This is a genomic window from Arenimonas aestuarii (assembly GCF_054781715.1).
Window position 1 is genome coordinate 205,210 of sequence record NZ_BAAGTW010000008.1, and the last position, 21,182, is coordinate 226,391.

The 21,182-nt window shown below is 68.8% G+C and carries 21 protein-coding genes and 1 tRNA gene; 18 read left to right on the forward strand and 4 right to left on the reverse strand.

Going from position 1 to position 21,182, the window contains the following annotated elements; genetic code table 11:
- Positions 1–25 precede the first annotated feature (25 nt).
- The 14 genes from ACYVJH_RS12875 to ACYVJH_RS12940 all read left to right on the forward strand — a co-directional run bounded on the left by ACYVJH_RS12875 (position 26) and on the right by ACYVJH_RS12940 (position 9,773).
- Positions 26–757 (forward strand): YebC/PmpR family DNA-binding transcriptional regulator, encoded by a 732-nt coding sequence (locus ACYVJH_RS12875; RefSeq protein ID WP_460455050.1) that lies wholly within the window; start codon positions 26–28, stop codon positions 755–757.
- Positions 754–1,281, forward strand: a complete 528-nt coding sequence (gene ruvC / locus ACYVJH_RS12880) for a crossover junction endodeoxyribonuclease RuvC (RefSeq protein WP_460455051.1) — start codon at positions 754–756, stop codon at positions 1,279–1,281. Before ACYVJH_RS12875 ends, ruvC begins: the two co-directional genes overlap by 4 nt.
- Positions 1,278–1,874 (forward strand): Holliday junction branch migration protein RuvA, encoded by a 597-nt coding sequence (ruvA, locus tag ACYVJH_RS12885; RefSeq protein ID WP_460455052.1) that lies wholly within the window; start codon positions 1,278–1,280, stop codon positions 1,872–1,874. Before ruvC ends, ruvA begins: the two co-directional genes overlap by 4 nt.
- Before the next feature lie 38 nt (positions 1,875–1,912).
- Positions 1,913–2,950, forward strand: a complete 1,038-nt coding sequence (gene ruvB / locus ACYVJH_RS12890; RefSeq protein ID WP_460455053.1) for a Holliday junction branch migration DNA helicase RuvB — start codon at positions 1,913–1,915, stop codon at positions 2,948–2,950.
- Positions 2,947–3,345, forward strand: coding sequence for a tol-pal system-associated acyl-CoA thioesterase (gene ybgC, locus ACYVJH_RS12895; protein WP_460455054.1), 399 nt, complete (start codon positions 2,947–2,949; stop codon positions 3,343–3,345). Before ruvB ends, ybgC begins: the two co-directional genes overlap by 4 nt.
- A gap of 141 nt (positions 3,346–3,486) precedes the next feature.
- A complete protein-coding gene (gene tolQ / locus ACYVJH_RS12900; RefSeq protein ID WP_460455218.1) occupies positions 3,487–4,137 on the forward strand; it encodes a protein TolQ in 651 nt (216 codons plus the stop codon).
- 44 nt (positions 4,138–4,181) lie between these two features.
- Entirely contained in the window at positions 4,182–4,622 is a 441-nt protein-coding gene (tolR, locus tag ACYVJH_RS12905; protein WP_460455055.1) for a protein TolR, read from the forward strand.
- The gene (locus ACYVJH_RS12910) at positions 4,612–5,562 is read left to right on the forward strand and encodes a cell envelope integrity protein TolA (protein ID WP_460455056.1); all 951 of its coding nucleotides are present in this window, start codon (positions 4,612–4,614) and stop codon (positions 5,560–5,562) included. Before tolR ends, ACYVJH_RS12910 begins: the two co-directional genes overlap by 11 nt.
- Entirely contained in the window at positions 5,559–6,869 is a 1,311-nt protein-coding gene (tolB, locus tag ACYVJH_RS12915; RefSeq protein WP_460455057.1) for a Tol-Pal system beta propeller repeat protein TolB, read from the forward strand. The genes ACYVJH_RS12910 and tolB overlap by 4 nt, the downstream gene beginning before the upstream one ends.
- Positions 6,870–6,939: 70 nt before the next feature.
- Entirely contained in the window at positions 6,940–7,443 is a 504-nt protein-coding gene (pal, locus tag ACYVJH_RS12920; protein WP_460455058.1) for a peptidoglycan-associated lipoprotein Pal, read from the forward strand.
- A gap of 3 nt (positions 7,444–7,446) precedes the next feature.
- Positions 7,447–8,283: a tol-pal system protein YbgF gene (gene ybgF / locus ACYVJH_RS12925; protein ID WP_460455059.1), complete on the forward strand. Its 837-nt coding sequence runs from the start codon at positions 7,447–7,449 to the stop codon at positions 8,281–8,283.
- A 25-nt stretch (positions 8,284–8,308) separates the two neighbouring features.
- The gene (gene queE / locus ACYVJH_RS12930) at positions 8,309–8,965 is read left to right on the forward strand and encodes a 7-carboxy-7-deazaguanine synthase QueE (protein ID WP_460455060.1); all 657 of its coding nucleotides are present in this window, start codon (positions 8,309–8,311) and stop codon (positions 8,963–8,965) included.
- Between the two features lie 19 nt (positions 8,966–8,984).
- Positions 8,985–9,668: a 7-cyano-7-deazaguanine synthase QueC gene (gene queC, locus ACYVJH_RS12935; RefSeq protein WP_460455061.1), complete on the forward strand. Its 684-nt coding sequence runs from the start codon at positions 8,985–8,987 to the stop codon at positions 9,666–9,668.
- Between the two features lie 32 nt (positions 9,669–9,700).
- Positions 9,701–9,773, forward strand: a tRNA-Lys gene (locus ACYVJH_RS12940).
- A gap of 68 nt (positions 9,774–9,841) precedes the next feature.
- Here ACYVJH_RS12940 and ACYVJH_RS12945 read toward each other — a convergent pair.
- On the reverse strand, positions 9,842–10,843 hold the full coding sequence (locus tag ACYVJH_RS12945) for a lipid A deacylase LpxR family protein (RefSeq protein ID WP_460455062.1): 1,002 nt from the start codon (positions 10,841–10,843) through the stop codon (positions 9,842–9,844).
- Between the two features lie 68 nt (positions 10,844–10,911).
- On the reverse strand, positions 10,912–12,714 hold the full coding sequence (gene recQ / locus ACYVJH_RS12950) for a DNA helicase RecQ (RefSeq protein ID WP_460455063.1): 1,803 nt from the start codon (positions 12,712–12,714) through the stop codon (positions 10,912–10,914).
- A gap of 112 nt (positions 12,715–12,826) precedes the next feature.
- On the opposite strand from recQ, the gene ACYVJH_RS12955 reads away from it, so the two are divergent.
- Together ACYVJH_RS12955 and ACYVJH_RS12960 are read left to right on the forward strand one after the other, a co-directional pair.
- A complete protein-coding gene (locus ACYVJH_RS12955) occupies positions 12,827–13,216 on the forward strand; it encodes a DUF4878 domain-containing protein (protein ID WP_460455064.1) in 390 nt (129 codons plus the stop codon).
- Positions 13,217–13,220: 4 nt separating this feature from the next.
- Entirely contained in the window at positions 13,221–13,868 is a 648-nt protein-coding gene (locus ACYVJH_RS12960) for a YiiX/YebB-like N1pC/P60 family cysteine hydrolase (protein WP_460455065.1), read from the forward strand.
- Positions 13,869–13,874: 6 nt separating this feature from the next.
- Here the strand turns inward: ACYVJH_RS12960 and ACYVJH_RS12965 are convergent, their stop codons facing one another.
- Positions 13,875–14,390, reverse strand: coding sequence for a Dps family protein (locus ACYVJH_RS12965; protein ID WP_460455066.1), 516 nt, complete (start codon positions 14,388–14,390; stop codon positions 13,875–13,877).
- A 94-nt stretch (positions 14,391–14,484) separates the two neighbouring features.
- Here ACYVJH_RS12965 and hrpA point away from each other — a divergent pair, with 94 nt between their 5' ends.
- A complete protein-coding gene (hrpA, locus tag ACYVJH_RS12970) occupies positions 14,485–18,483 on the forward strand; it encodes an ATP-dependent RNA helicase HrpA (protein WP_460455067.1) in 3,999 nt (1,332 codons plus the stop codon).
- 3 nt (positions 18,484–18,486) lie between these two features.
- On the opposite strand, the gene ACYVJH_RS12975 is transcribed toward hrpA, so the two are convergent.
- Positions 18,487–18,966, reverse strand: coding sequence for a hypothetical protein (locus ACYVJH_RS12975; RefSeq protein WP_460455068.1), 480 nt, complete (start codon positions 18,964–18,966; stop codon positions 18,487–18,489).
- A 103-nt stretch (positions 18,967–19,069) separates the two neighbouring features.
- On the opposite strand from ACYVJH_RS12975, the gene ACYVJH_RS12980 reads away from it, so the two are divergent.
- Positions 19,070–21,172: a RelA/SpoT family protein gene (locus tag ACYVJH_RS12980; RefSeq protein ID WP_460455069.1), complete on the forward strand. Its 2,103-nt coding sequence runs from the start codon at positions 19,070–19,072 to the stop codon at positions 21,170–21,172.
- The last annotated feature ends 10 nt before the right edge of the window (positions 21,173–21,182 follow it).

Consider the following 21,182-nt stretch of genomic DNA (forward strand, 5'->3'; position numbering starts at 1 on the left):
CGCCACAGCACAAAGAGTCGGGTTCATGGGCAGATTGATGGCCATCGAAGGGCGCAAGAACGCCCAGGACGCCAAGCGCGGCAAGGTCTTCACCAAGGTCATCCGCGAGATCTCAACCGCCGCGCGCCTGGGGGGCGGTGATCCCAAGGCCAACCCGCGCCTGCGCGTGGCGGTGGACAAGGCGCTGGCGGTGAACATGACCCGCGACGTCATCGACCGCGCGATCAAGAAGGCCACCGGCGAACTCGAGGGCGTGAGCTACGAGGAAATCCGCTACGAGGGCTACGCGCCCGGCGGCGTCGCGGTCATCGTCGATTGCCTGACCGACAACAAGGTGCGCACCGTGGCCGACGTCCGCCACGCCTTCAACAAATGCGGCGGCAACCTGGGCACGGATGGTTCGGTCGCTTTCATGTTCCGCAAGCTCGGCGTGCTCAGCTTCGGGCCCGAGAGCAGCGAAGATGCCATCACCGAAGCCGCCATCGAGGCCGGTGCCGACGACGTGGCCAGCTACCCGGACGACGGCGTCATCGAAGTGATTACGTCGCCCGAAGCCTTCGAGGAAGTGAAGGCGGCGATGGCCGCGGCCGGCCACGTGGCGCTGGATGCGCAGGTGACCATGCGCGCGGAAAACGACAGCAAGGTCGAAGGCGAGGTGGCGCTGCAGGTCAAGAAGATGCTCGACATGCTCGAGGACCTGGACGACGTGCAGGACGTCTACCACAACGCCGACCTGGGCGATGCCGCCTGGACGTGACCCGCATCCTCGGCATCGACCCGGGCTCCCAGCGCACGGGCATCGGCCTGGTGGACGTGGATGCGTCGGGCAGGAGCACCTACGTGCACTGCCAGGCGCTGAACCTGCTGCAGGACACCGATGATTTCCCGGCCCGGCTCGGCAAGCTGGTGTTCGACCTCGAGGACATCCTGGCCGAATGGAAGCCGGCCGTGGTGGCGATCGAATCGGTCTTCATGGCCAAGTCGGCCACCTCGGCGCTGAAACTCGGCCACGCCCGCGGCGCGGCCATCGCAACGGTCGTGCGCCGCGGCCTGCCGGTGCACGAATACGCGCCGCGGCTGATCAAACAATCCCTGGTGGGAAACGGCGCGGCCGACAAGGACCAGGTGCAGCACATGGTGCGCCTGCTGCTGTCGCTGCCCGACAAGAAGCTGCAGGCCGACGCCGCCGACGCGCTGGCGGTGGCCCTGACCCATGCACACATGAGCGCCACGGCGGGCCGCACGGGCCTGACCGCGGCCCTGCTGAGGAGACGCCGATGATTGGTCGCCTGAAAGGCACGCTGGTGTACAAGTCGCCGCCGCAGCTGATGGTGGACGTCAACGGCGTCGGCTACGAACTCTCGGCGCCGATGAGCACGTTCTACGACCTGCCGGAAGTAGGGCGCGAAGTCACGCTGTCCACGCACTATGCGGTCAAGGAAGACGGCGTGGCGCTGTATGGCTTCCTCACCGAAGCCGAGCGCCGCCTGTTCCGCGAGGTGCAGAAGGTCACCGGCGTCGGTGCCAAGATCGCGCTGGCGGTGCTTTCGGGCGCCAGCGTGGACGACTTCGCGCGTTTGGTGCAGTCCGGCGACATCACCGCGCTGACCCGGATCCCGGGCATCGGCAAGAAGACCGCCGAACGCATGGTGGTGGAGCTGCGCGACCGCGCGGCCGACTTCGCCGGCGGCGGCGCGGTGCTGGCCGGCGCCGGTGGCGCGGTCCCCGCCGATCCGGCTTCGGAAGCGTCGGTGGCCCTGCAGCAGCTGGGCTACAAACCCGCCGAGGTCCAGCGCATGCTCAAGCAGGCCGAACCCGGCGACAGCGCCGAGGACATCATCCGCAAGGCCCTGCGCTCGGTCCTCAGGGGCTGAGTCCCTCCCACAAGGCTTCCCTGCCATAATCGTGGCCCATGGAAGACACCCGCGTCATCGCCCCCGCCGCCACCCGTGAAGACGACCTCGCCGAGGCCAGCATCCGGCCCAAGCGGCTGGACGACTACCTGGGCCAGCAGCCGGTCCGGGAACAGCTGAAGATCGCCATCGAGGCCGCCCGGGGCCGGTCCGAGGCCATGGACCACGTGCTCATCTTCGGGCCCCCGGGGCTGGGCAAGACCACGCTCAGCCACGTCATCGCCAACGAGCTTGGCGTCAACCTGCGCCAGACCTCCGGTCCGGTGATCGAGCGCGCCGGCGACCTGGCCGCGCTGCTGACCAACCTGCAGCCGCACGACGTGCTCTTCGTGGACGAGATCCACCGCCTGTCCCCGGTGGTCGAGGAAGTGCTGTACCCGGCCATGGAAGACTTCCAGATCGACATCATGATCGGCGAGGGCCCCGCCGCGCGCTCGATCAAGCTCGACCTGCCGCCCTTCACCCTGATCGGCGCCACCACCCGCGCTGGCCTGCTGACCGCGCCGCTGCGCGACCGCTTCGGCATCGTCCAGCGCCTGGAGTTCTACAGCGCCGAGGAACTGACCCGCATCGTGCGGCGTTCGGCCACCATCCTGGGCATCGAATGCGCGCCCGACGGCGCCAGCGAAATCGCCCGCCGCAGCCGCGGCACCCCGCGCATCGCCAACCGCCTGCTGCGGCGGGTGCGCGACTTCGCCCAGGTCCGGGCCAACGGCGTGATCACCTGCGACGTGGCCGACCAGGCCATGGCCATGCTCAAGATCGATGCCGAGGGCTTCGACCAGCTCGACCGGCGCATGCTGCAGATGATCATCGACAACTTCGACGGTGGCCCGGTCGGGGTCGAGTCCCTGGCCGCGGCCCTGAGCGAGGAGCGTGGCACCCTCGAGGACGTCATCGAGCCCTACCTGATCCAGCAGGGTTACCTGGTGCGCTCGGCCCGCGGCCGCATGGCCACCCACAAGGCCTATACCCACCTGGGGCTCAAGTCGCCCCGCAAGGCCCCGGCGCCCGACGACCTGTTCGAAGCGCCATGAAACCGGCGTTCAGCTTCCCGATAAGGGTGTATTGGGAGGATACCGACGCGGGTGGGGTGGTCTACCACGCCAGCTACGTCCGGTTCCTCGAGCGCGCCCGCACCGAATGGCTGCGCGCCATGGGCCTGGGCCAGCAACAGCTCAAGGACCGCGAGGACCTGGTGCTGGTGATCCGCGACATGAACCTTGATTTCCGTAAACCGGCGCGCCTGGACGATGAACTGCAGGCCAGCGTCGAACTGCTTGAACGCCGGCCCGCCAGCCTGCTGTTCGCGCAGCAGATTACCCGCGGCAACCAGGTGCTGGTCGGCGCGAAAGTGCGCGCCGCCTGCCTGGTGGCCTCGAGCTTCAAACCCCGCGCGCTGCCCGAGTGGCTGCTCGCGGACACCCCCTGATCCGGAGTCCCGCCGATGTCGCTTGCCACCGCCCTGATCCTCGCCGTCGCCCCGGTGACCGAGCTGCCCGTGGAGGCCGTGCCGGCCGCCGGCGAGGCCGCTGCCGCCAGCTCCGGCGCCGGGCTGAGCTACCTGCAGCTGATGCTGCACGCCAGCCTGCCGGTGCAGATGATCGTGCTGCTGCTCCTGCTGGGCTCGGTGCTGAGCTGGGTCATCATCTTCCGCAAGAACCGGGTGTATTCGAAGGCCACCGACGAAGCCGACGAGTTCGAGTCGCGCTTCTGGTCGGGCGTCGACCTGACCCAGCTCTACCGCAGCGCCACCGACCGCAACCGGGTGGTGTCGGGCCTTGAGGCCATCTTCGAGGCCGGCTTCCGCGAGTTCGCCCGCCTGCGCCAGAAGAAGGGCCTGGACGGCCGCACCCAGCTCGAAGGGGCCCAGCGCGCCATGCGCGCCACCTTCGCCCGCGAAGTCGACCGCCTGGAACACAACCTCGAGCTGCTGGCCAACATCGGTTCGACCGCGCCCTACGTCGGCCTGGTCGGTACGGTGTTCGGGATCATGGTGACCATGCACGGCCTCTCGACCGAACAGAGCGCCTCGATCGCGGCCGTGGCGCCGGGCATCTCCGAAGCGCTGTTCGCCACCGCCATCGGCCTGTTCGTGGCCATCCCGGCGGTCTGGGCCTACAACCGCTTCGCCACCCGGGTCGAACGCCTGAGCGTGCGCTACGAATCCTTCGCCGAGGAGTTTTCCTCGATCCTGCAGCGACAGACCCACATCGAGGAATAAGCGGGCAACCCCGTTTCCCCCGGTCCCACGTTAGGTACTGACGCATGTCCGCCACCATCACCCGCCGCCACAAGCGCAAGCTCAAGGCCGACATCAACGTCGTGCCCTACATCGACGTCATGCTGGTGCTGCTGATCATCTTCATGGTCACCGCGCCGCTGCTGAGCCTGGGCGTGGACGTGGAACTGCCGCAGGCGCAGGCCAAGCCGATCCAGCAGCAGAAGGAGCCGGTGGTGGTCACGGTGAACGCCGCCGGGGAGTACTCGCTCAAGCTCGAGTCGGCCGATGCCGAGCCGATCGACGCCACCACCCTGCAGGCCAAGCTGGCCGCCTTCGTCAAACAGAACCCGGAAGTGCCGGTGTTCGTCGCCGGCGCCCGCGACGCCGAGTACGCGCTGGTCTTTGACACCATGGTGCTGCTGCAGCAGGCCGGCGTGCCGCGCGTGGGCCTGATGGGCCAGCCGCCGGAGGCCAATGCACGCTGACGCACTGCCGCTGCGCGACACCCGCGAGGACCTGGGCGGCCCGGTGCTGATGGCGCTGGCGCTGCATGTCGGCGTCGCGCTGTTGCTGTTGGTGGCGGGCTGGCTGCAGCCGCCGCCGCAGCAGGTGTCGGTGGCCGGGCCCGTGCTCGACGCCATGCTGGTCATTTCCAGCGCCGACATCAGCCAGGCCGAACAGACGGCGGAGGCCGCGCCCAAGCCGGCCCCGCGCGCCGAACTGGAGATGGCCCCGCCGCCGCAGCCAGTCCCGGTGCCCCGCCCGCAGGACGCCCCCATCGAAACCCAGCCGGCGCCGCAGGCCCCGATTCCCAAGCCCGATACCACCGAGCAGGAAGCCGTGGCCCGCCTGGCGCTGGAGCAGGAGCAGGCCCGCGAGCGCGAGGAGCAGGAAGCGCGCCGCCGGCAGGAGCAGATCGACCTGACCGAACGCGAACGCCAGCAGGAAGTCGAAGAGCGCCAGCGCCAGCGCCGCCAGCAGCTCGAAGCCCTGCGCGCCGAGCGCGAGGCCGCCGAGCGCCGCACGCGGCTCGAGGAGCAGCGCCTGCGCCAGCTGGCGGACCGCGAGGCCCCGCCCACTCCGCAGCCGCGCCCCAGCCCGGCGCCGGCCCAGGCCAGCGGCGGCAACAATGGCACCGACACCGACCTGCGGGCCCGCTATGCCCTGGCCATGCTGCAGACGGCGCAGAACAACTGGAACCGGGTCTTGGCGCCCGAACGCACCCGCTGTCAGGTGCGCTTCACCCAAATACCCGGCGGAGAGGTTATTGATGTTGCGTTCCTGAGCTGTCCCTTCGACGCCCAGGGACGGGAATCGGTGGAGCGCGCCCTGCGTCGTTCGCCGATGCCCTATGAAGAGTTCAAACCCGTGTTCGAGCGACAAGTCACCCTGACGTTCTGCTACCCCGAAGAGGCCTGCCGATGATGCGTTTACTTACTTTCCTGGCGCTCGCGCTGCTGCTTCCCTTCGGCCAGGTCCGCGCCCAGGGCCTGGACATCGGCGTGGTCACCGGCAACGAAGCCGCCTTGCCCATCGCCGTCGTCCCGATGCCCTACCTGGGGACGTCGGTGGCGCCCGATACCGACATCGCCGCGGTGATCCGCGCCGACCTCAACCGCTCCGGGCAGTTTCGCGCCCTGGCCGAGCAGGACGTGATCGAAAAGCCCCTGCGTGGCTCCGAGATCAAGTTCCCGACCTGGCGCGTGCTGCGCCAGGACTTCGTGGTGGTCGGCCGGGTGCTGGACAATCCGGACGGCGGTTACCGCGTTGAATACGAACTGTGGGACGTGGCCAAGCAGGAGCGCTTGCTGGGCCTGGCCGTCGGTGGCCGTGCCCGCGGCATGCGCGACGTCGCGCACCAGATCGCCGACCAGATCTACGAAAAGATCCTGGGCGTGCGCGGCGCCTTCTGGACCCGCATCGCCTACGTCACCGCAAATGGCGTCGGCGCCAACACCCAGTACTCGCTGATGATCGCCGACTCCGACGGCTTCAATCCGCAGACCGTGGTGCGCTCGCGCGAACCGCTGCTGTCGGCATCCTGGAGTCCGGACGGCCGCAAGCTGGCCTACGTCAGCTTCGAACGCGGCAACTCCACCATCTACATCCAGGAAATCGCCACCGGCGCCCGCGAAGTGGTGGCCAGCTTCAAGGGCATCAACGGCGCGCCCTCGTTCTCCCCGGATGGCCGCCGCCTGGCCCTGACCCTCTCGCGCTCGGGCAATCCCGAGATCTACGTGATGGACCTGGCCAGCAAGAACCTCACCCAGGTCACGCGCCACTGGGGTATCGATACCGAGGCCGTCTGGACCCCGGACGGCCAGTCCCTGATCTTCACTTCGGACCGCGCCGGCAAGCCACAGCTCTACCAGGTGCCCGCCGGCGGCGGCGACGCGACCCGCGTCAGCTTCCAGGGCGACTCCAATGCCAAGGCCAGTATTTCCTTTGACGGCAAGAAGATAGCTATGGCACAGGGCGGTGGAAACGTTTATCGTATTGCCGTTCTTGACCGCAGCTTCGGCGGGTCCGGGCGCTGGCAGACCCTGTCGCCGGGCAACCTCGACGAGTCTCCCAGTTTCGCCCCCAACGCCAGCATGCTGCTGTACGCCACGAAGGAAGGGTCCCGTGGCGTGCTGTACGCCGTGTCGGCGGACGGTCGAGTGAGGCAGCGTCTGGTTTTGGCCGATGGTGACGTCCGGGAGCCCGCCTGGTCACCGTACCGGCAGAGGTAGATTCAAGTAGGACGGGCCCTTCCAAAAAAAAGCGTCACCACTGCATCCGAGAACCCCAAGAGGCTTTGCCATGAATACCACCACCCGCGTGCTGCTCGCTGCTTCGATCTGTGTCGCTCTCGCCGCCTGCACCAAGAAGGTCAAAGAAGAGACGGCGCCGGTCGACACCACCCCGGCCACCACGGCGCCGGTTTCCGACGGTCGTTACACCCCGGCCGACCTGGATACCGATGCCTGCCTGCGCCAGCGTACCGTTTACTTCGATTTCGACCAGGACACCCTGCGTCCGGAGTTCCAGGCCATCATGGCCTGCCACGCCAAGTACCTGAACGACCGCTCCCAGGCCCGCGTCACGCTGGAAGGCAATGCCGACGAGCGCGGTACCCGCGAGTACAACCTGGGCCTGGGCGAGCGCCGCGGCAATGCCGTCTCCGGCGCCCTGCAGGGTGCGGGTGGTTCGGCCGGCCAGATCACCGTCGTTTCTTACGGTGAAGAGCGTCCGACCTGCAACACCTCCAACGAGTCCTGCTGGCAGCAGAACCGTCGCGTCGAAATCGTCTACACCGCCAAGTAAGTGATGGCTCGCCAGCACATTGTCTGCGTGCTGGCCGTGGTGGCCGCCCTCGTGGCGGCCACTTCGGCCACCCCGGCCCAGGCCCAGCGCCTCAGCCTGGCCGAACGCGTCACCCTGCTCGAGAACCAGGCCAATGCGGAGAACCGCAGCGCCGGCCAGGCCAATCTCGAAGCGCAGAACCGCATCACCCAGCTGCAGGCCGAAGTGTCGGGCCTGCGCAACCAGATCGAGACGCTCACGCACGAAATCGAGCAGCTCAAGCAGCGCAACCGCGACCAGTACGTCGACCTCGACAGTCGCCTGCAGCGGCTCGAGGGCGGTACGCCCGCGGCTGCCACCCCCAATTCCCCGGCCCCGGCGGATCCGCCGCGAGCCGCCGCCCCGGTGCCCGCGGAAGCCGGGCCCACCGTCGTTGACCAGGCACCGGTCGCTGGCGCCCCGGCCGATCCGGCCGCGGAAGAAGCCGCCTACCAGGCCGCGCTCGACGCGCTGGTGGAACGTTTCGAAGCCGACCAGTCGGCGCGCCTGTTCCAGGCCTTCATCCGCGACTATCCGGCCAGCCCGCTGGTGGCCAATGCCTGGTACTGGCTGGGCGAGAGTTATTACGTCACCCAGAACTACGACCTGGCCCTGGAAGCCTTCCAGACACTGCTCGCCGCCCACCCGGGCTCGCGCAAGGAAGCCGATGCCCTGCTCAAGGTCGGCTATTGCCAGGTCGCGCTGAACCAGCGTGCCGCCGGCGAAGACACCCTGCGCGAGGTATCGACCCGTTTCCCGGGCTCGGAAGCCGCCGCCAAGGCCCAGAGCCGCCTGCGCACGCTCGCGCTCGAAAACCGCTGATCCCGGCGCCAGGCCGGACACCGCCATGGATACCCCGGCCGCCGACCGTCTGCGCCTGACCGAAATCTTCCTGTCCGTGCAGGGCGAGGCGCGCTCGGTGGGCTGGCCGACGGTGTTCGTGCGCCTCACCGGCTGCCCGCTGCGCTGCCAGTACTGCGACACCGCCTACGCCTTCCACGGCGGCGAGTGGTGGGAAATCGACACCATCCTGGCCGAGGTCGCCCGGCACGGCGCACGCCACGTCTGCGTCACCGGCGGCGAGCCCCTGGCGCAGAAGCGTTGCCTGGTCCTCCTGGAAAAACTCTGCGATGCCGGCTACGACGTTTCGCTGGAGACCTCGGGTGCGATCGACATTTCCGGCGTTGATCCGCGCGTCAGCCGCGTGCTGGACCTCAAGACGCCCGGCTCGAAGGAAGTGCACCGCAACCTGCTGGAGAACATCCCGCTGCTGACGGCCCACGACCAGGTGAAGTTCGTCATCTGCGACCGCGCCGACTACGACTGGGCCAAGGGCATGCTGGCGGAACACGCGCTGGCCGATCGCTGCGACGTTCTGTTCTCGCCCAGCCAGGGCCAGCAATCACCCTCCGAACTGGCCGATTGGCTGCTGGCCGACAAACTCCCGGTCCGCTTCCAGCTCCAGCTGCACAAGGTCCTGTGGGGCGATGTCGCCGGTAAGTGAAATCGAGATTGGATCTGCGATGAACCAGAACAAGAAGCGCGCCGTCGTACTGGTGTCCGGCGGAATGGACTCGGCGGTGGTGTTGGCGATGGCGCGTGAGCAGGGTTTTTCCTGCCATGCGCTCAGCGTTTCCTACGGCCAGCGCCACACCTCGGAACTGGCGGCCGCGGCCGAACTGGCGACGTCTGTCGGCGCCGAGCACAAGGTGGTCACCGTGGACCTGCGCAGCATCGGCGGTTCGGCGCTGACCGCCGACATCGACGTGCCCGAGCAGGGCGGCCAGGGCATCCCGGTCACCTATGTGCCGGCGCGCAACACCATCATGCTGTCGATCGCCCTGGGCTGGGCCGAAGTGCTGGGCGCGGACGATTTGTTCTGTGGCGTCAATGCCGTGGACTACAGCGGCTATCCCGACTGCCGGCCGGCCTTCATCGAGGCATTCGAGCGGCTGGCCAACCTGGCCACGAAAGCTGGCGTCGAGGGCCACGCCCTGCGCGTGCATGCCCCGCTGATGCGCCTGTCAAAAGCCGACATCGCCCGGGAAGGCGTCCGCCTGGGCGTGGATTTCTCGCGCACGGTGTCGTGTTACCAGGCCGACGACCAGGGTCGCGCCTGCGCCCATTGTGATGCCTGCCGCCTGCGGGCCGAGGGTTTCGCCGCCGCCGGCCTGGCCGACCCCACGCGCTACGCGCCGCGCGCATGATGCGGTAAACTGCGCGCCTTGTTTTCCCCGGTGGGCCGTTAGCTCAGTTGGTAGAGCAGAAGACTTTTAATCTTTTGGTCGAAGGTTCGAATCCTTCACGGCCCACAGCCCCATCCTGCAGGAGCGCCCTCAGACGCGAAGAAGTCCGCGCCTGAGGGCGCTCCTGCCTTGTCTCAGAAGCGGCGGGAAAGGCTCAGGCTGCCGTACACCGGCGCCTCCCGCTGGCCGCTGAATTCGCGGCTGCGACGGTAGTGGCCACCGGCCAGGCGCCAGGGACCGTGGCTCAGCACCACGCCCAGGCCAAGTTCGGCATACCCGGCGCGGCTGTCGACCGAATGGCTGTCCCGGGTCAGCGTGCCGTCCAGGGTGAGCTCATACGCCACCGCGCGTGCCTCCAGGCTGGCGAAAAAGTGCCAGTCCCATCCATCGCCGCCGCTCACGCCGTGCATGGGCGACGTGCCGTCGCCGGCCAGGCGCAGTGGATTGGAGCCGAAGTCGTCGGGCAGGTTCCTGCCGAACCGGAACTCGACGCCGGCATTCGCATACGTCGACGGGCTGCCGAGGGCGCCACCGGCGAACCAGATGCGGTCCCAGCCCAGGCCGCTGTCGCCGGGCACGGCCTGGTGGCGCCAGGCGCGTTCGTGCGCGAGCTGCAGCAGGGGTTCGTCGCGCAGCTGGTTGTCCCAGCCCTTGAACCGTTCGCGACCGAACAGGTGGTGGAAGCTGTCCTGCGCGGCTTCGCCCTGGGCCGACGGGCCGACGATGCCCAGGCGCAGGTGGGTGGCGGCCATGCGATCGCCGTCGCGCAGCTGCTGGCCGATGCCCAGCACCATCGTGCCGGCGTAGGGCCGGTCGTCCAGGATCAGGTCGGCGCGGGTCCCGTCGGTCGGCGTATAGATCGAATGGTGGAAGGTCAGCACCAGGTTGCGGTGCGTGCCCGGTCCCCAGGCCAGCCAGCGGGTGGCGCGGTCGAGCGTCGGCAGGCAGCCGGTCTCGGCGCGGGCCACCGTCGGCGTCGCCCAGGTGAAGGCGAAGGCGGCCGAATACCCCTGGTCCTGTCCCGCCTGGCCGTAGACGTCGTTGTCCGAACGTGCGGTGGCGGTGCCGCCGCAGCCCGCGTGGGCCAAGGGGGCGAGGCAGAGCAGGGCGGTGGCAAGCAGGGTCTGGCGGAGCATGCGGGGTAACCTGGCGCGCTGGGCGCACCAGTTTAACCATCCCGTTGCGGGCGCGCCTGAAGGCGCGCCTACAGGTCGGTGAGCAGTTCGAGCACGCGCGGGCCGTAACGTTCGAGCTTGGCGGCGCCGACGCCGCCGACGGTGCCCAGTTCGGCCAGCGAGGCCGGGCGGCGTTCGGCGATGGTGCGCAGGGTGGCGTCGTGGAAGATCACGTAGGCCGGCACCGCCTGTTCGCGTGCCAGGGCGGCACGCAGCTCGCGCAGGGCATCAAAAACCGGCTGGTCGGCCGGCGCCAGTTGCACCGGCACCGGCGCCCCCCGGGCCTGGCGCTCGCGATCGCGCTTTCGCACGACTTCCTCGCGCAGGCTCACGGCCTGTTCGCCGCGCAGCACGGCGCGGCTCTCGGGCGTCAGGCGCAGGCTGCCGTGGCCTTCGATGTCCACGTCCAGCAGGCCCATTGCCACCAGTTGGCGGAACACGCCCTTCCACTGCTGGGCCGTCAGTTCGCTGCCGATGCCATAGGTGCTCAGCTGGTCGTGGCCCAGCTGGCGCATGCGTTCGGTGTCGGCGCCGCGCAGCACGTCCACCAGGTGGGTGACGCCGAATCGCTGGCCGGTGCGGTAGACGCAGGACAGGGCCTTCTGCGCCGCCACCGTGCCGTCCCAGGTCTTGGGCGGCTCCAGGCAGTTGTCGCAGTTGCCGCAGTTGCCCGGGTGGTCCTCGCCGAAAGCCGCCAGCAGCGACTGCCGGCGGCAACGCGTGGATTCGCAATAACCCAGCAACAGGTCGAGCTTGCGGCGCTCCAGGCGCTGGCGGTCTTCGCCGGCGCCGGACTGGGCGATCATCTGGCCCAGGGTCACCACGTCGCCCATGCCGTAACACAGCCAGGCTTCGGCGGGGTCGCCGTCGCGGCCGGCGCGGCCGGTTTCCTGGTAGTAGCCCTCCACGGATTTGGGCAGGTCCAGGTGCGCGACGAAGCGCACGTCCGGCTTGTCGATGCCCATGCCGAAGGCGATGGTGGCGACCATCACGATGCCCTCCTCGCGCAGGAACCGGCGCTGGTTGGCTGCACGCACGCCGGCATCGAGACCGGCGTGGTAGGGCAGGGCATCGATGCCGCGCGCGGACAGGTAGGCCGCGGTTTCCTCCACCTTGCGCCGCGACAGGCAATACACGATGCCGGCCTGGCCCGGTCGTGGCTGCAGGAAATCAAGCAGCTGCTGGCGCGCGTTGTCCTTGAGCACCACCCGATAGCGGATGTTCGGCCGGTCGAAGGACGTGATGAAACACGGCGCGTCCTGCAGGTCCAGGCGTTCGGCGATTTCGCGCCGCGTGGGCGGGTCGGCGGTGGCGGTCAGCGCGATGCGCGGGATGTCGGGCCAGCGCTCGTGCAGCAGGTTCAGCTCGCGGTATTCGGGCCGGAAATCGTGGCCCCACTGGGAAACGCAGTGGGCTTCGTCGATCGCGAACAGGGCCAGCCGGCTGCGGCCCAGCAGGGACAGGAAACGTTCGGTCAGCAGCCGCTCGGGAGCCACGTACAGCAGGTCCAGCTCGCCGGCGAGCAACTGGGCCTCGACCCGGGCGGCCTGATCGCCGGGCAGCGAGGAGTTGAGGCAGGCGGCGCGCACGCCGAGCTGTTCCAGGGACTCCACCTGGTCCTGCATCAGGGCGATGAGCGGCGAGATGATGATGCCGGTGCCTTCGCGAAGCAGCGCAGGCACTTGGTAACAAAGGGATTTTCCGGCGCCGGTGGGCATCAGCACCAGGCAGTCGCCGCCGTCGAGCAGGTGCTCGACCACGGCGGCCTGCTGGCCACGGAATTCGGCATGGCCGAAGACGCGGCGCAGCAGATCAAGGGCGGTGGAAGTCATGCCGGCATTTTAGCTGGTGCCGGAGGGGTCCGGACGCACGCCTTCTTCACGTTGGATAGACTCGGGACGCTCCGACGGCGTTCGACCAAGACCAAAACCACAAAGGAACGACATGAATACGATCCGGATCTCCCTTCTCGCCGCGGCCGTGCTGGCCCTCTCCGCCTGCGGCGGCAAGCAGCCCGGCGACACCATCATCGACATGCAGGCCGAGGTCTGCGCCACGGGCGACCCGTCGGTGATGCAGAAGTACGTCTCCAAGAAGTCCCAGCCCGCGGTGGGCATGATCGCGGCGGTGATGTCCGAGCCCGCCAAGGCCGAGCAGATGAAGGCCCAGATCAAGGAAGAGTGCAGCAAGGCCGGTGAGATCGAGATCCTCGAGACCAAGATCGAGGGCGACAAGGCCACCGTCCGCTACCGCAATCCCGAGGGCAAGGAAGAAACCGACACCCTGGTGAAGGAAGACGGCGAATGGAAGCTGGACTTCAACATGGACAAGTAGGGCCATGCGCCTGACCGGCCCCCTGGCCGCCGCCATGCTGGCGGTGGTCCTGGCCGGGCCCGGGGCGGCGCGGCTTCCGGCCGCGCCGGCGCTGCCCGCCCTGCTCGACGTCGTTCCCCTGGCCGCATGGCAGGGCGAGCTGCGGCCGGGCGACCTGGTGTTCCGACGCGGCAATGGGCTGTGGAGTGGTTATTTCGCGGGGGCTTCCGGCGACGAGGGTTTTTTCAGCCATGTCGGCTTGCTGGTGCGCGAAGGTGGCCGCTGGCAGGTCGTGCATACCGAAGCCGACGACCGCACCGGCGTCGGGGGCGTGCGTACGGACAGCCTGCGGCATTTCCTCGCCGACGCCCACGGCGTGGCGGTGGTCCGGCCCCGGCTGGACCCCGCGCAAGTCGCGCGTACCGTGGCGTTGGCGCGTGACCGGCGCTGGCAGGCCATCCCGTTCGACGGCCGTTTCCGGCTCGACGACGGTGGCGAAGCGATGTACTGCACCGAGTGGATCCAGGCCCTGATGCTGGCCGCGACCGGCGAGGACATCGCACGGCCGCGCAGCCACTTCGGCCGCATCGAGATAATCAGCATCGACGATCTGCGGCTCAGTGCCCGGGTCGAACCGGTGTTCGACCACAGGCTGGCGACCAACGGCCGCTGAGGCCGCTCACTCGAGCAGCGAGCGCAGCATCCAGGCGTATTTTTCGTGGACCTGCAGGCGCTGGGTGGCCAGGTCCACCGTCGGGTCGTCGCCGGCGGCCTCGGCGGTCTTGAGGACCTTGCGCGCGGTGCGGCACACGGCCTCGTTGCCGCTGACCAGCTGGCGCACCATGCCCGTCCAGTCCAGGCCGCCTGGTGACTGTTCTTCCTTGATCGACGAGAGCTTGACGAACTCGGCATAGGATCCCGGCGCAGGGAAACCCAGGGCGCGGATGCGTTCGGCGATCTCATCCAGCGCCGTCCACTGTTCGGTGTACTGGGTCATGAACATCGCGTGCAGGCTGTTGAACATCGGCCCGGTGACGTTCCAGTGGAAGTTGTGGGTCTTGAGGTACAGCGTGTAACTGTCCGACAGGAAGGCCGACAAGCCGTGCGCCACCTTCCGGCGGTCCTTCTCGCTGATGCCGATGTCGATGCCGGGCGCGGAGGGCGCGGCGGCGGCCTTTTTCGATTTTGAAGCCATGGTGGGACTCCCTGGTTGAACCAAGGCAACCAGCCTACTCCCGCGGAAGTTGAAGTCCGATGAACTCCCCGTGCCGACGTTAGAATGGCGTTATATGTCTGCCCGACCGGCCCCGCTCCCGCCCTTGCCCGATGACGCCGTGCCCAGCCGCGAACGTGGCCGGCTGCTGCGCCTGCGCGGTGCCGCGCGCAAGGCGCCCGACGATGCCGGCAAGCGCGAAGCGTACGAAACCGCCCTGGCCGCAGCGAAAGCCACGTTCGCGGCGCGCCAGGCCAAGCGGCCGACGCCGCGTTTCGACGACAGCCTGCCGGTGTCGCGCGCGGCCGACACCCTGGTCGCACTGATCCGCAAGCACCCCGTGGTGGTGGTGGCCGGCGAAACCGGCTCGGGCAAGACGACCCAGCTGCCCAAGCTCTGCCTGGCTGCCGGCCGCGGCGGCGCCGGCCTGATCGGCTGCACCCAGCCGCGCCGCATCGCCGCGCGCGCGGTCGCCAGGCGCGTGGCCGAGGAGCTGCAGGTGCCGATGGGCGGCGCGGTCGGCTACCAGGTGCGTTTCACCGACAACGTCGGCGACGACACCTTCATCAAGTTCATGACCGACGGCATCCTGCTGGCGGAAATCCAGTCCGACCGCTGGCTGTCGAAGTACGACACGCTGATCATCGACGAGGCGCACGAACGCAGCCTCAACATCGACTTCCTGCTCGGCTACCTCAAGCAGCTGGTCGCCAGGCGCCCGGACCTGAAGCTGGTCATCACCTCGGCCACCATCGACACCGATCGTTTTGCGAAACACTTCGGCGATGCGCCGGTGGTGAATGTCGAAGGCCGTGGCTACCCGGTGGACGTGCGCTATTTCGCCCCGGACCGGGACGGGGAAACCGGGTCCGGGCCCGTCGATCTGCCGCTGGCCGATGCGATCGTGGCCGCGGCCGACGACATCACCCGCCAGGACCCGATGGGCGACATCCTGGTGTTCCTGCCCGGCGAGCGCGAGATCCGCGATGCCCATGCCGCGCTCAACCGGCGCAAGTACCGCTCGACCGAAGTGATTCCCTTGTACGCACGCTTGTCGGTGCGCGACCAGGACAAGGTGTTCAACCCCGGTCCGGGCCGGCGCATCGTGCTGGCCACCAATGTCGCGGAAACGTCGCTGACGGTGCCGCGCATCCGCTACGTCATCGACCCCGGCCTGGCGCGGGTGAAGCGTTACAGTCCGCGCGGCAAGCTCGACCGCCTGCACATCGAGCCAGTCAGCCAGGCCAGCGCCGACCAGCGCAAGGGCCGCTGCGGCCGCATCGCCGCCGGCGTGTGTTACCGGCTCTACAGCGAAGACGATTTCGCGGCGCGCCCGCGTTTCACCGATCCGGAGATCCTGCGCGCCTCGCTGGCCGGCGTCATCCTGCGCATGCTCACGCTGGGCCTGGGCCGGGTCGAGGATTTCCCCTTCATCGATCCGCCGGACCCGCGCGCGATCGCCGATGGCTGGCAGACCCTGGGCGAACTCGGCGCCGTCGATGACACGCGCCAGCTCACGGCCATCGGTCGCGAGATGGCGCGCCTGCCCGTGGACCCAAAGCTCGCACGCATGCTGGTCGCCGCGCGTGGCCATGGCGTGCTTCACGAGCTTCTGGTGATCGCCAGTTTCCTGGGCATCCAGGATCCGCGCGAACGCCCGGCCGACGCCCGCGAGAAGGCCGACAACGCCCACGCCGAATTCGCCGACCCCAACTCGGAATTCGTTGGCATCCTCACGCTCTGGGACGCCTACCGCGAAGCCCACGAAGACCTCACGCAATCGAAGTTGCGCGGTTGGTGCGAAAAACGATTCCTGGCTTTCCTGCGCATGCGCGAGTGGCGGGAATTGCACCGGCAGCTGCGCCTGGCCTGCGAGGAGCTTGGCTGGAACATTCCGGCCAGGGGGCAGGTGCAATCTTCCCCGGACGAGGATGGCGGGCGAACCAGCCCGCGGAGTGTTTCAGCCGACCCCGGGCGCCGCCGGAAGGCCGCGCCCGAGGCCAACCCCGCTTACCGCCAGCTGCACCGCGCCCTGATCGCGGGCCTACCTACGCAAATTGGCCACCGCACCGAAAAGGGCATCTACGACGCACCGCGCCAGCGCAAGTTCCAGCTGTTTCCCGGCTCGTCGCTGGCGAAACAACCGCCGGCCTGGGTGCTGGTGGCCACCCTGCTCGACACCCAGAAGGTCTGGGGCCTGATGGCCGCGAAGATCGAGCCCGACTGGGTGATCGCCGAACTGCCGCACCTGCTGGCGCGCAAACATTTCGACCCGCACTGGTCGCGCAGCCAGGGCCGGGTGCTCGGCAGCGAACAGGTAAGCCTGTTCGGCCTGGTGCTGGCGCCGAAAAAGCCCGTTCACTACGGCGGCCTCTATCCGGCCGAGGGGCGCGAACTGTTCATCCGCCAGGGCCTGGTGCCCGGCGAAGTGGATTGCCGCGCGCCGTTCCTCAAGCGCAACCTCGCCACGCTGGAAAAGGCCCGCGAAGAAGAAGCAAAGCTGCGCCGCGCTGGTCTCGTGGCCGACGAAGACTGGCAGGCGCGCTGGTACCTCGATCGCCTGCCGCCCGATCTCAATTCGGTCGCCGGTCTCGACGCCTGGTACGGCAAGCTCGCGCCGGAGCAGAAGCAGGTCCTGGAATGGCCGCTGGCCGAACTTCTGCCGGGCGAGGGCAGCGAAGCCGAACGTTTTCCGAAATATTTCCCGATCGGCGATACCCGCCTGGCGCTGCACTATCGCTTCGAGCCGGGGCACGCCGAGGACGGCGTCACCCTGGACGTGCCGCTTCACCTGTTGATGGCGCTCGACGCCACGCGCCTGGGCTGGCTGGTGCCGGGCCTGGTCGAGGAAAAGGCTACCGCGCTCATCCGCGGCCTTCCCAAGGCCCTGCGCCGGAACTACGTGCCGGCGCCGGACTTCGCGCGCGCCTTCGCCCAGGCCTTTCCGGAACCGGAAGCCGACAGCCTGGCCGGCACCCTGGCGCGCTTCCTGGGCAAGGCCACCGGCGCGCCGGTGGCGGCCTTGGATTTCGACGAGTCGGCGCTGGACCCGCACCTGCGCATGAACCTGCGCCTGGCCGAGCGCGATGGAACCATGTTGGCGCTCTCGCGCGACCTCGATGCCTTGAAGTCGCGCTTCGGCGACCGCGCCGAACAGGCCTTCGCCGAACGGGCCGGCGAGGACCTGGCGCAGGAGGGCCTGGTCCGTTTTCCCGATGCGCCGGTCCCGGTGCAGGTGCCCGGTGCCGCCGGCGTGCCGGCCTTCCCGGCGCTGGTGGACCAGGGCGGCACGGTTTCGCTCAGCGTTTTCGCCGACCGCGACGAAGCCGCGCGCGAACATGCCGCCGGCGTGCGCCGCCTGCTGCGCCTGGGGCTCGCCGACAAGTTGCGCCAGGCGCGCAAACAATTACCGGTCAGCCCGAAACTGGCGCTGCTGTACGCCACCATCGAAGGTTTCCAGCAGGCGCCGGGGCAGGGTCCCGCGCACGAACACCTGCGCAGCGACCTCGCCGACGCAGCGCTGCTGGCGGTAACCGACGGCGACCTGGGCGCCGTGCGTGACCCGTCGGCCTTCAGTGCGCAGCTGCTCGAAGCGGGCAAACGCCTGTTCCCCGAAGCGATGGCAAGGCTGCAGCTGGCCGAACAGATACTGGGTCTGGTGGCCGACATCAAGCCGCGGCTGGAATCACCGCTGCTGGGCTGGGCCAAGGGCAACCTCGACGACCTGAAGGCGCAGCTGGCCGGACTGGTGCCGCCGGGTTTCCTGCGCGAAACACCGGCCGAGGCGCTGTCGGAATACCCGCGTTACCTGAAGGCCCTGTCGCTGCGGGCCGAACGGGCGCTGCGCGACCCGGTGCGCGACCAGGCCCGCATGCTGGAACTCAAGCCGTTTGCCGATGCGCTTGAACGCGCCCGCGCCACCGGCGAAGCGGCGTTGCCGGCCTGGCAGTCCCTGCGCTGGGATCTTGAAGAACTGCGTGTCTCGCTGTTCGCCCAGGAGTTGGGCACCCGCCGCCAGGTTTCGGCCAAAAAACTCGCCCGCACCCTGCAGGGCCTGCAGGGGCGGGCGACGTAGGGCTTACTTGAGGCGCTTGACCGCAGCGCGGGAGTTGTAGCCTTCGACCTTCATGTACCAGGCGCCGAGCGCGCCCGGTTCGATGATGATCTTCGGATCTTCCAACTTCACCCGCAGGCGCGCGGTCGAATCGGCAACCTGCCAGACCTGGCCGTTGTCGAGCGTGAACCGGCTGCCCTGGCTCCAGCCGCGGAACTCGCCGCTGATCGACGAGTAGATCGCACCATCGGGGCCGGAGGGCTGGTTGAAGCCGCGGTTGTCGGCGACCGGCGTCGCCGCCGGCAGGGTCGAGGCGACCTTGCCGGTTTCGGCGGCGATGAAGGCATTGAGCGCCGCCAGTTCTTCCGGCGACAGCTTGTCCAGGCCCGCGGCCTTGAACTCGGCTTCGGTCATGCGCTCTTCCACCGAGGAGAACGACTGGGCCAGGGCGCTGCCGGCCATCACGGCGGACAGGACGAGGGACACAAGGAGCATTCGGCGCATGGTTTTAATCCGTACTGGTTGAACTGCCAGCAATCGCGGGGCAGTCTAACTCCCCGGCCAATGCAGGCGCCACTTGAACACCGCCACCCCCCCACAAACGCTTTTGCATCAAGCCCTGGCCAGTATCGAGGCCGGTGCCGCCTGGTGGCCGGCCCTGGTGGAAACCGCGGCGCGGCTGCCGGCCGACGCCGACCAGAACCGCGCGCTGGCTGTGTTCGAAACCCTCCGGCCCCTGCGCGCCGACCCTGAAGTGCTGGCCGCCGCCTGCCTGCACCAATGGCCCGCCCTGCGCGCCGCGCTGCCGGCCGCAGCGCTCGAGCAGGCGCCGCGACTCAAGCGCCTGCTCGAGGGCCTGGTCGCCGCCGGACAGGTGGACGACCTGCACCAGCACCGCCCCGGGCAGGGCAGTGCCGAAGGCCTGCGCCGGCTGCTGCTGGCCCTGGTGCGGGACCTGCGTGCAGTGCTGGTGCTGCTGGCCGTGCAGCTGGTGCGCCTGCGCGAAGCCGCATCGCTTCCGGAGGACGAACGTCGGGCGCTGGCCGAACTCGCCCGCGACATCCACGCGCCACTGGCCAATCGCCTGGGCATCTGGCAGCTCAAGTGGGAGCTCGAGGACCTGGCCTTCCGCTGGCTGCAGCCGGACACCTACCAGCGCATCGCGCGCCTGCTGGACGAAAAGCGCGGCGACCGCGAGCGGTTCATCGACGAGGCGATGGTTCGCATCCGCGCCGCACTTGCGGAAGCCGGCGTGCGCGGCGCCGAGGTCGCCGGCCGGCCAAAGCACATCTACAGCATCTTCAAGAAGATGCAGCGCAAGGGCGTGCCCTTCAGCGAGCTCTACGACATCCGCGCCGTGCGCGTGCTGGTGGACGACATCCCCAGCTGTTACACGGTGCTCGGCGTGGTGCACCAGCTGTGGCCGTCGATCCCGTCCGAATTCGACGATTACATCGCCCATCCCAAGGGCAATGACTACCGGTCTCTGCACACCGCGGTGATCGGCCCGGGCGGGCGCACCCTGGAAATCCAGATCCGTACCCACGAAATGCACGAACACGCCGAACTGGGCGTCGCCGCGCACTGGCGCTACAAGGAAGGCGGCGGCGCCGATGCCAGCTTCGAGCGCAAGGTGGCCTGGATGCGCCAGCTGCTCGAGGCCCGCGACGACCGCGACGAAACCCTGGTTCAGGGCTTTTCCACCGAACTGGTGGAAGACCGCGTCTACGCCATCACGCCGCGCGGCGAGGTGGTCGACCTGCCGCGCGGTGCCACCGTGCTCGATTTCGCCTACGCGGTGCACACCGAGGTCGGCCATCGCTGCCGCGGCGCCAAGGTCAACGGCCGCATCGTGCCGCTCGACCACCAGCCTGCCACCGGCGACCAGGTGGAGATCCTCACCGCCAAGACCGCCGAACCGCGCCGCGACTGGCTGCTGGCCAGCAACGGCTTCCTGGCGACCGGCCGCGCCCGCGACAAGGTGCGCGCCTGGTTCCACCGCATCGACCGCGCCCGCAACCTGCACGACGGCAAGGACCTGCTGGAAAAGGAACTGCGGCGCATGGCGCTGACCCAGGCCGACCTGGCGCCGGTGCTGGCGAAGTTCAAGCTTGAGTCCACCGAAGACCTGCATCTGGCGCTGGCCCTGGGCGACCTGGGCCCGAGCCAGGTCACGCGCTGCCTGCACGACCACGCACAGGCGGAAAAGGAACCGGCCGAGCCGGCGCCGCTGACCCGCCGCAGCGCACCGCCGCCGCCGAACGCACCGTTCACCGTCGAAGGCGTCGGCAACCTGCTCAGCCAGATCGCGCGCTGCTGCCAGCCGGTGCCGGGAGATCCGATCGTCGGCTACCTCACCCGCGGTCGCGGCGTCAGCATCCATCGCGCCGGCTGCCCGGCGCTGCAGCGGCTTGAAGCACGCAATCCCGAGCGGCTGCTGCCGGTCGAATGGGGGCGCGGTACCCGCGGGAGTTACGACGTTGACATCCAGGTGCACGCCTTCGACCGCAAGTGGCTGCTCAAGGACCTGACCAACACCATTGCCCAGCAAGGCGTGAACATCCTCGGCCTGCAGTCGCGGGTCGACGACGACAAGGGACTGGCCGAACTGCGCCTTGCCGTGCGCGTGGCCGATTTCGGCCAGCTCAGCGACCTGCTTGGGCGCCTGAGCGCCGTGCCCGGCGTGCGCGAGGCGCATCGCCTGGGCTGACCCGGCCGGG

Excerpts from the sequence above, each read along its gene's own strand:
- ACYVJH_RS12910 (WP_460455056.1), top strand. The coding sequence starts at position 4,612 with ATGCACGCTGACGCACTGCCGCTGCGCGACACCCGCGAGGACCTGGGC.
- tolR (WP_460455055.1), top strand. The coding sequence starts at position 4,182 with ATGTCCGCCACCATCACCCGCCGCCACAAGCGCAAGCTCAAGGCCGAC.
- ACYVJH_RS12975 (WP_460455068.1), bottom strand. The coding sequence starts at position 18,966 with ATGCGCCGAATGCTCCTTGTGTCCCTCGTCCTGTCCGCCGTGATGGCC.
- ybgF (WP_460455059.1), top strand. The coding sequence starts at position 7,447 with ATGGCTCGCCAGCACATTGTCTGCGTGCTGGCCGTGGTGGCCGCCCTC.
- pal (WP_460455058.1), top strand. The coding sequence starts at position 6,940 with ATGAATACCACCACCCGCGTGCTGCTCGCTGCTTCGATCTGTGTCGCT.
- queE (WP_460455060.1), top strand. The coding sequence starts at position 8,309 with ATGGATACCCCGGCCGCCGACCGTCTGCGCCTGACCGAAATCTTCCTG.
- tolQ (WP_460455218.1), top strand. The coding sequence starts at position 3,487 with ATGCTGCACGCCAGCCTGCCGGTGCAGATGATCGTGCTGCTGCTCCTG.
- hrpA (WP_460455067.1), top strand. The coding sequence starts at position 14,485 with ATGTCTGCCCGACCGGCCCCGCTCCCGCCCTTGCCCGATGACGCCGTG.
- tolB (WP_460455057.1), top strand. The coding sequence starts at position 5,559 with ATGATGCGTTTACTTACTTTCCTGGCGCTCGCGCTGCTGCTTCCCTTC.
- ACYVJH_RS12945 (WP_460455062.1), bottom strand. The coding sequence starts at position 10,843 with ATGCTCCGCCAGACCCTGCTTGCCACCGCCCTGCTCTGCCTCGCCCCC.
- ybgC (WP_460455054.1), top strand. The coding sequence starts at position 2,947 with ATGAAACCGGCGTTCAGCTTCCCGATAAGGGTGTATTGGGAGGATACC.
- ACYVJH_RS12875 (WP_460455050.1), top strand. The coding sequence starts at position 26 with ATGGGCAGATTGATGGCCATCGAAGGGCGCAAGAACGCCCAGGACGCC.
- ACYVJH_RS12955 (WP_460455064.1), top strand. The coding sequence starts at position 12,827 with ATGAATACGATCCGGATCTCCCTTCTCGCCGCGGCCGTGCTGGCCCTC.
- ACYVJH_RS12965 (WP_460455066.1), bottom strand. The coding sequence starts at position 14,390 with ATGGCTTCAAAATCGAAAAAGGCCGCCGCCGCGCCCTCCGCGCCCGGC.
- ruvA (WP_460455052.1), top strand. The coding sequence starts at position 1,278 with ATGATTGGTCGCCTGAAAGGCACGCTGGTGTACAAGTCGCCGCCGCAG.
- ACYVJH_RS12960 (WP_460455065.1), top strand. The coding sequence starts at position 13,221 with ATGCGCCTGACCGGCCCCCTGGCCGCCGCCATGCTGGCGGTGGTCCTG.
- ruvB (WP_460455053.1), top strand. The coding sequence starts at position 1,913 with ATGGAAGACACCCGCGTCATCGCCCCCGCCGCCACCCGTGAAGACGAC.
- queC (WP_460455061.1), top strand. The coding sequence starts at position 8,985 with ATGAACCAGAACAAGAAGCGCGCCGTCGTACTGGTGTCCGGCGGAATG.
- recQ (WP_460455063.1), bottom strand. The coding sequence starts at position 12,714 with ATGACTTCCACCGCCCTTGATCTGCTGCGCCGCGTCTTCGGCCATGCC.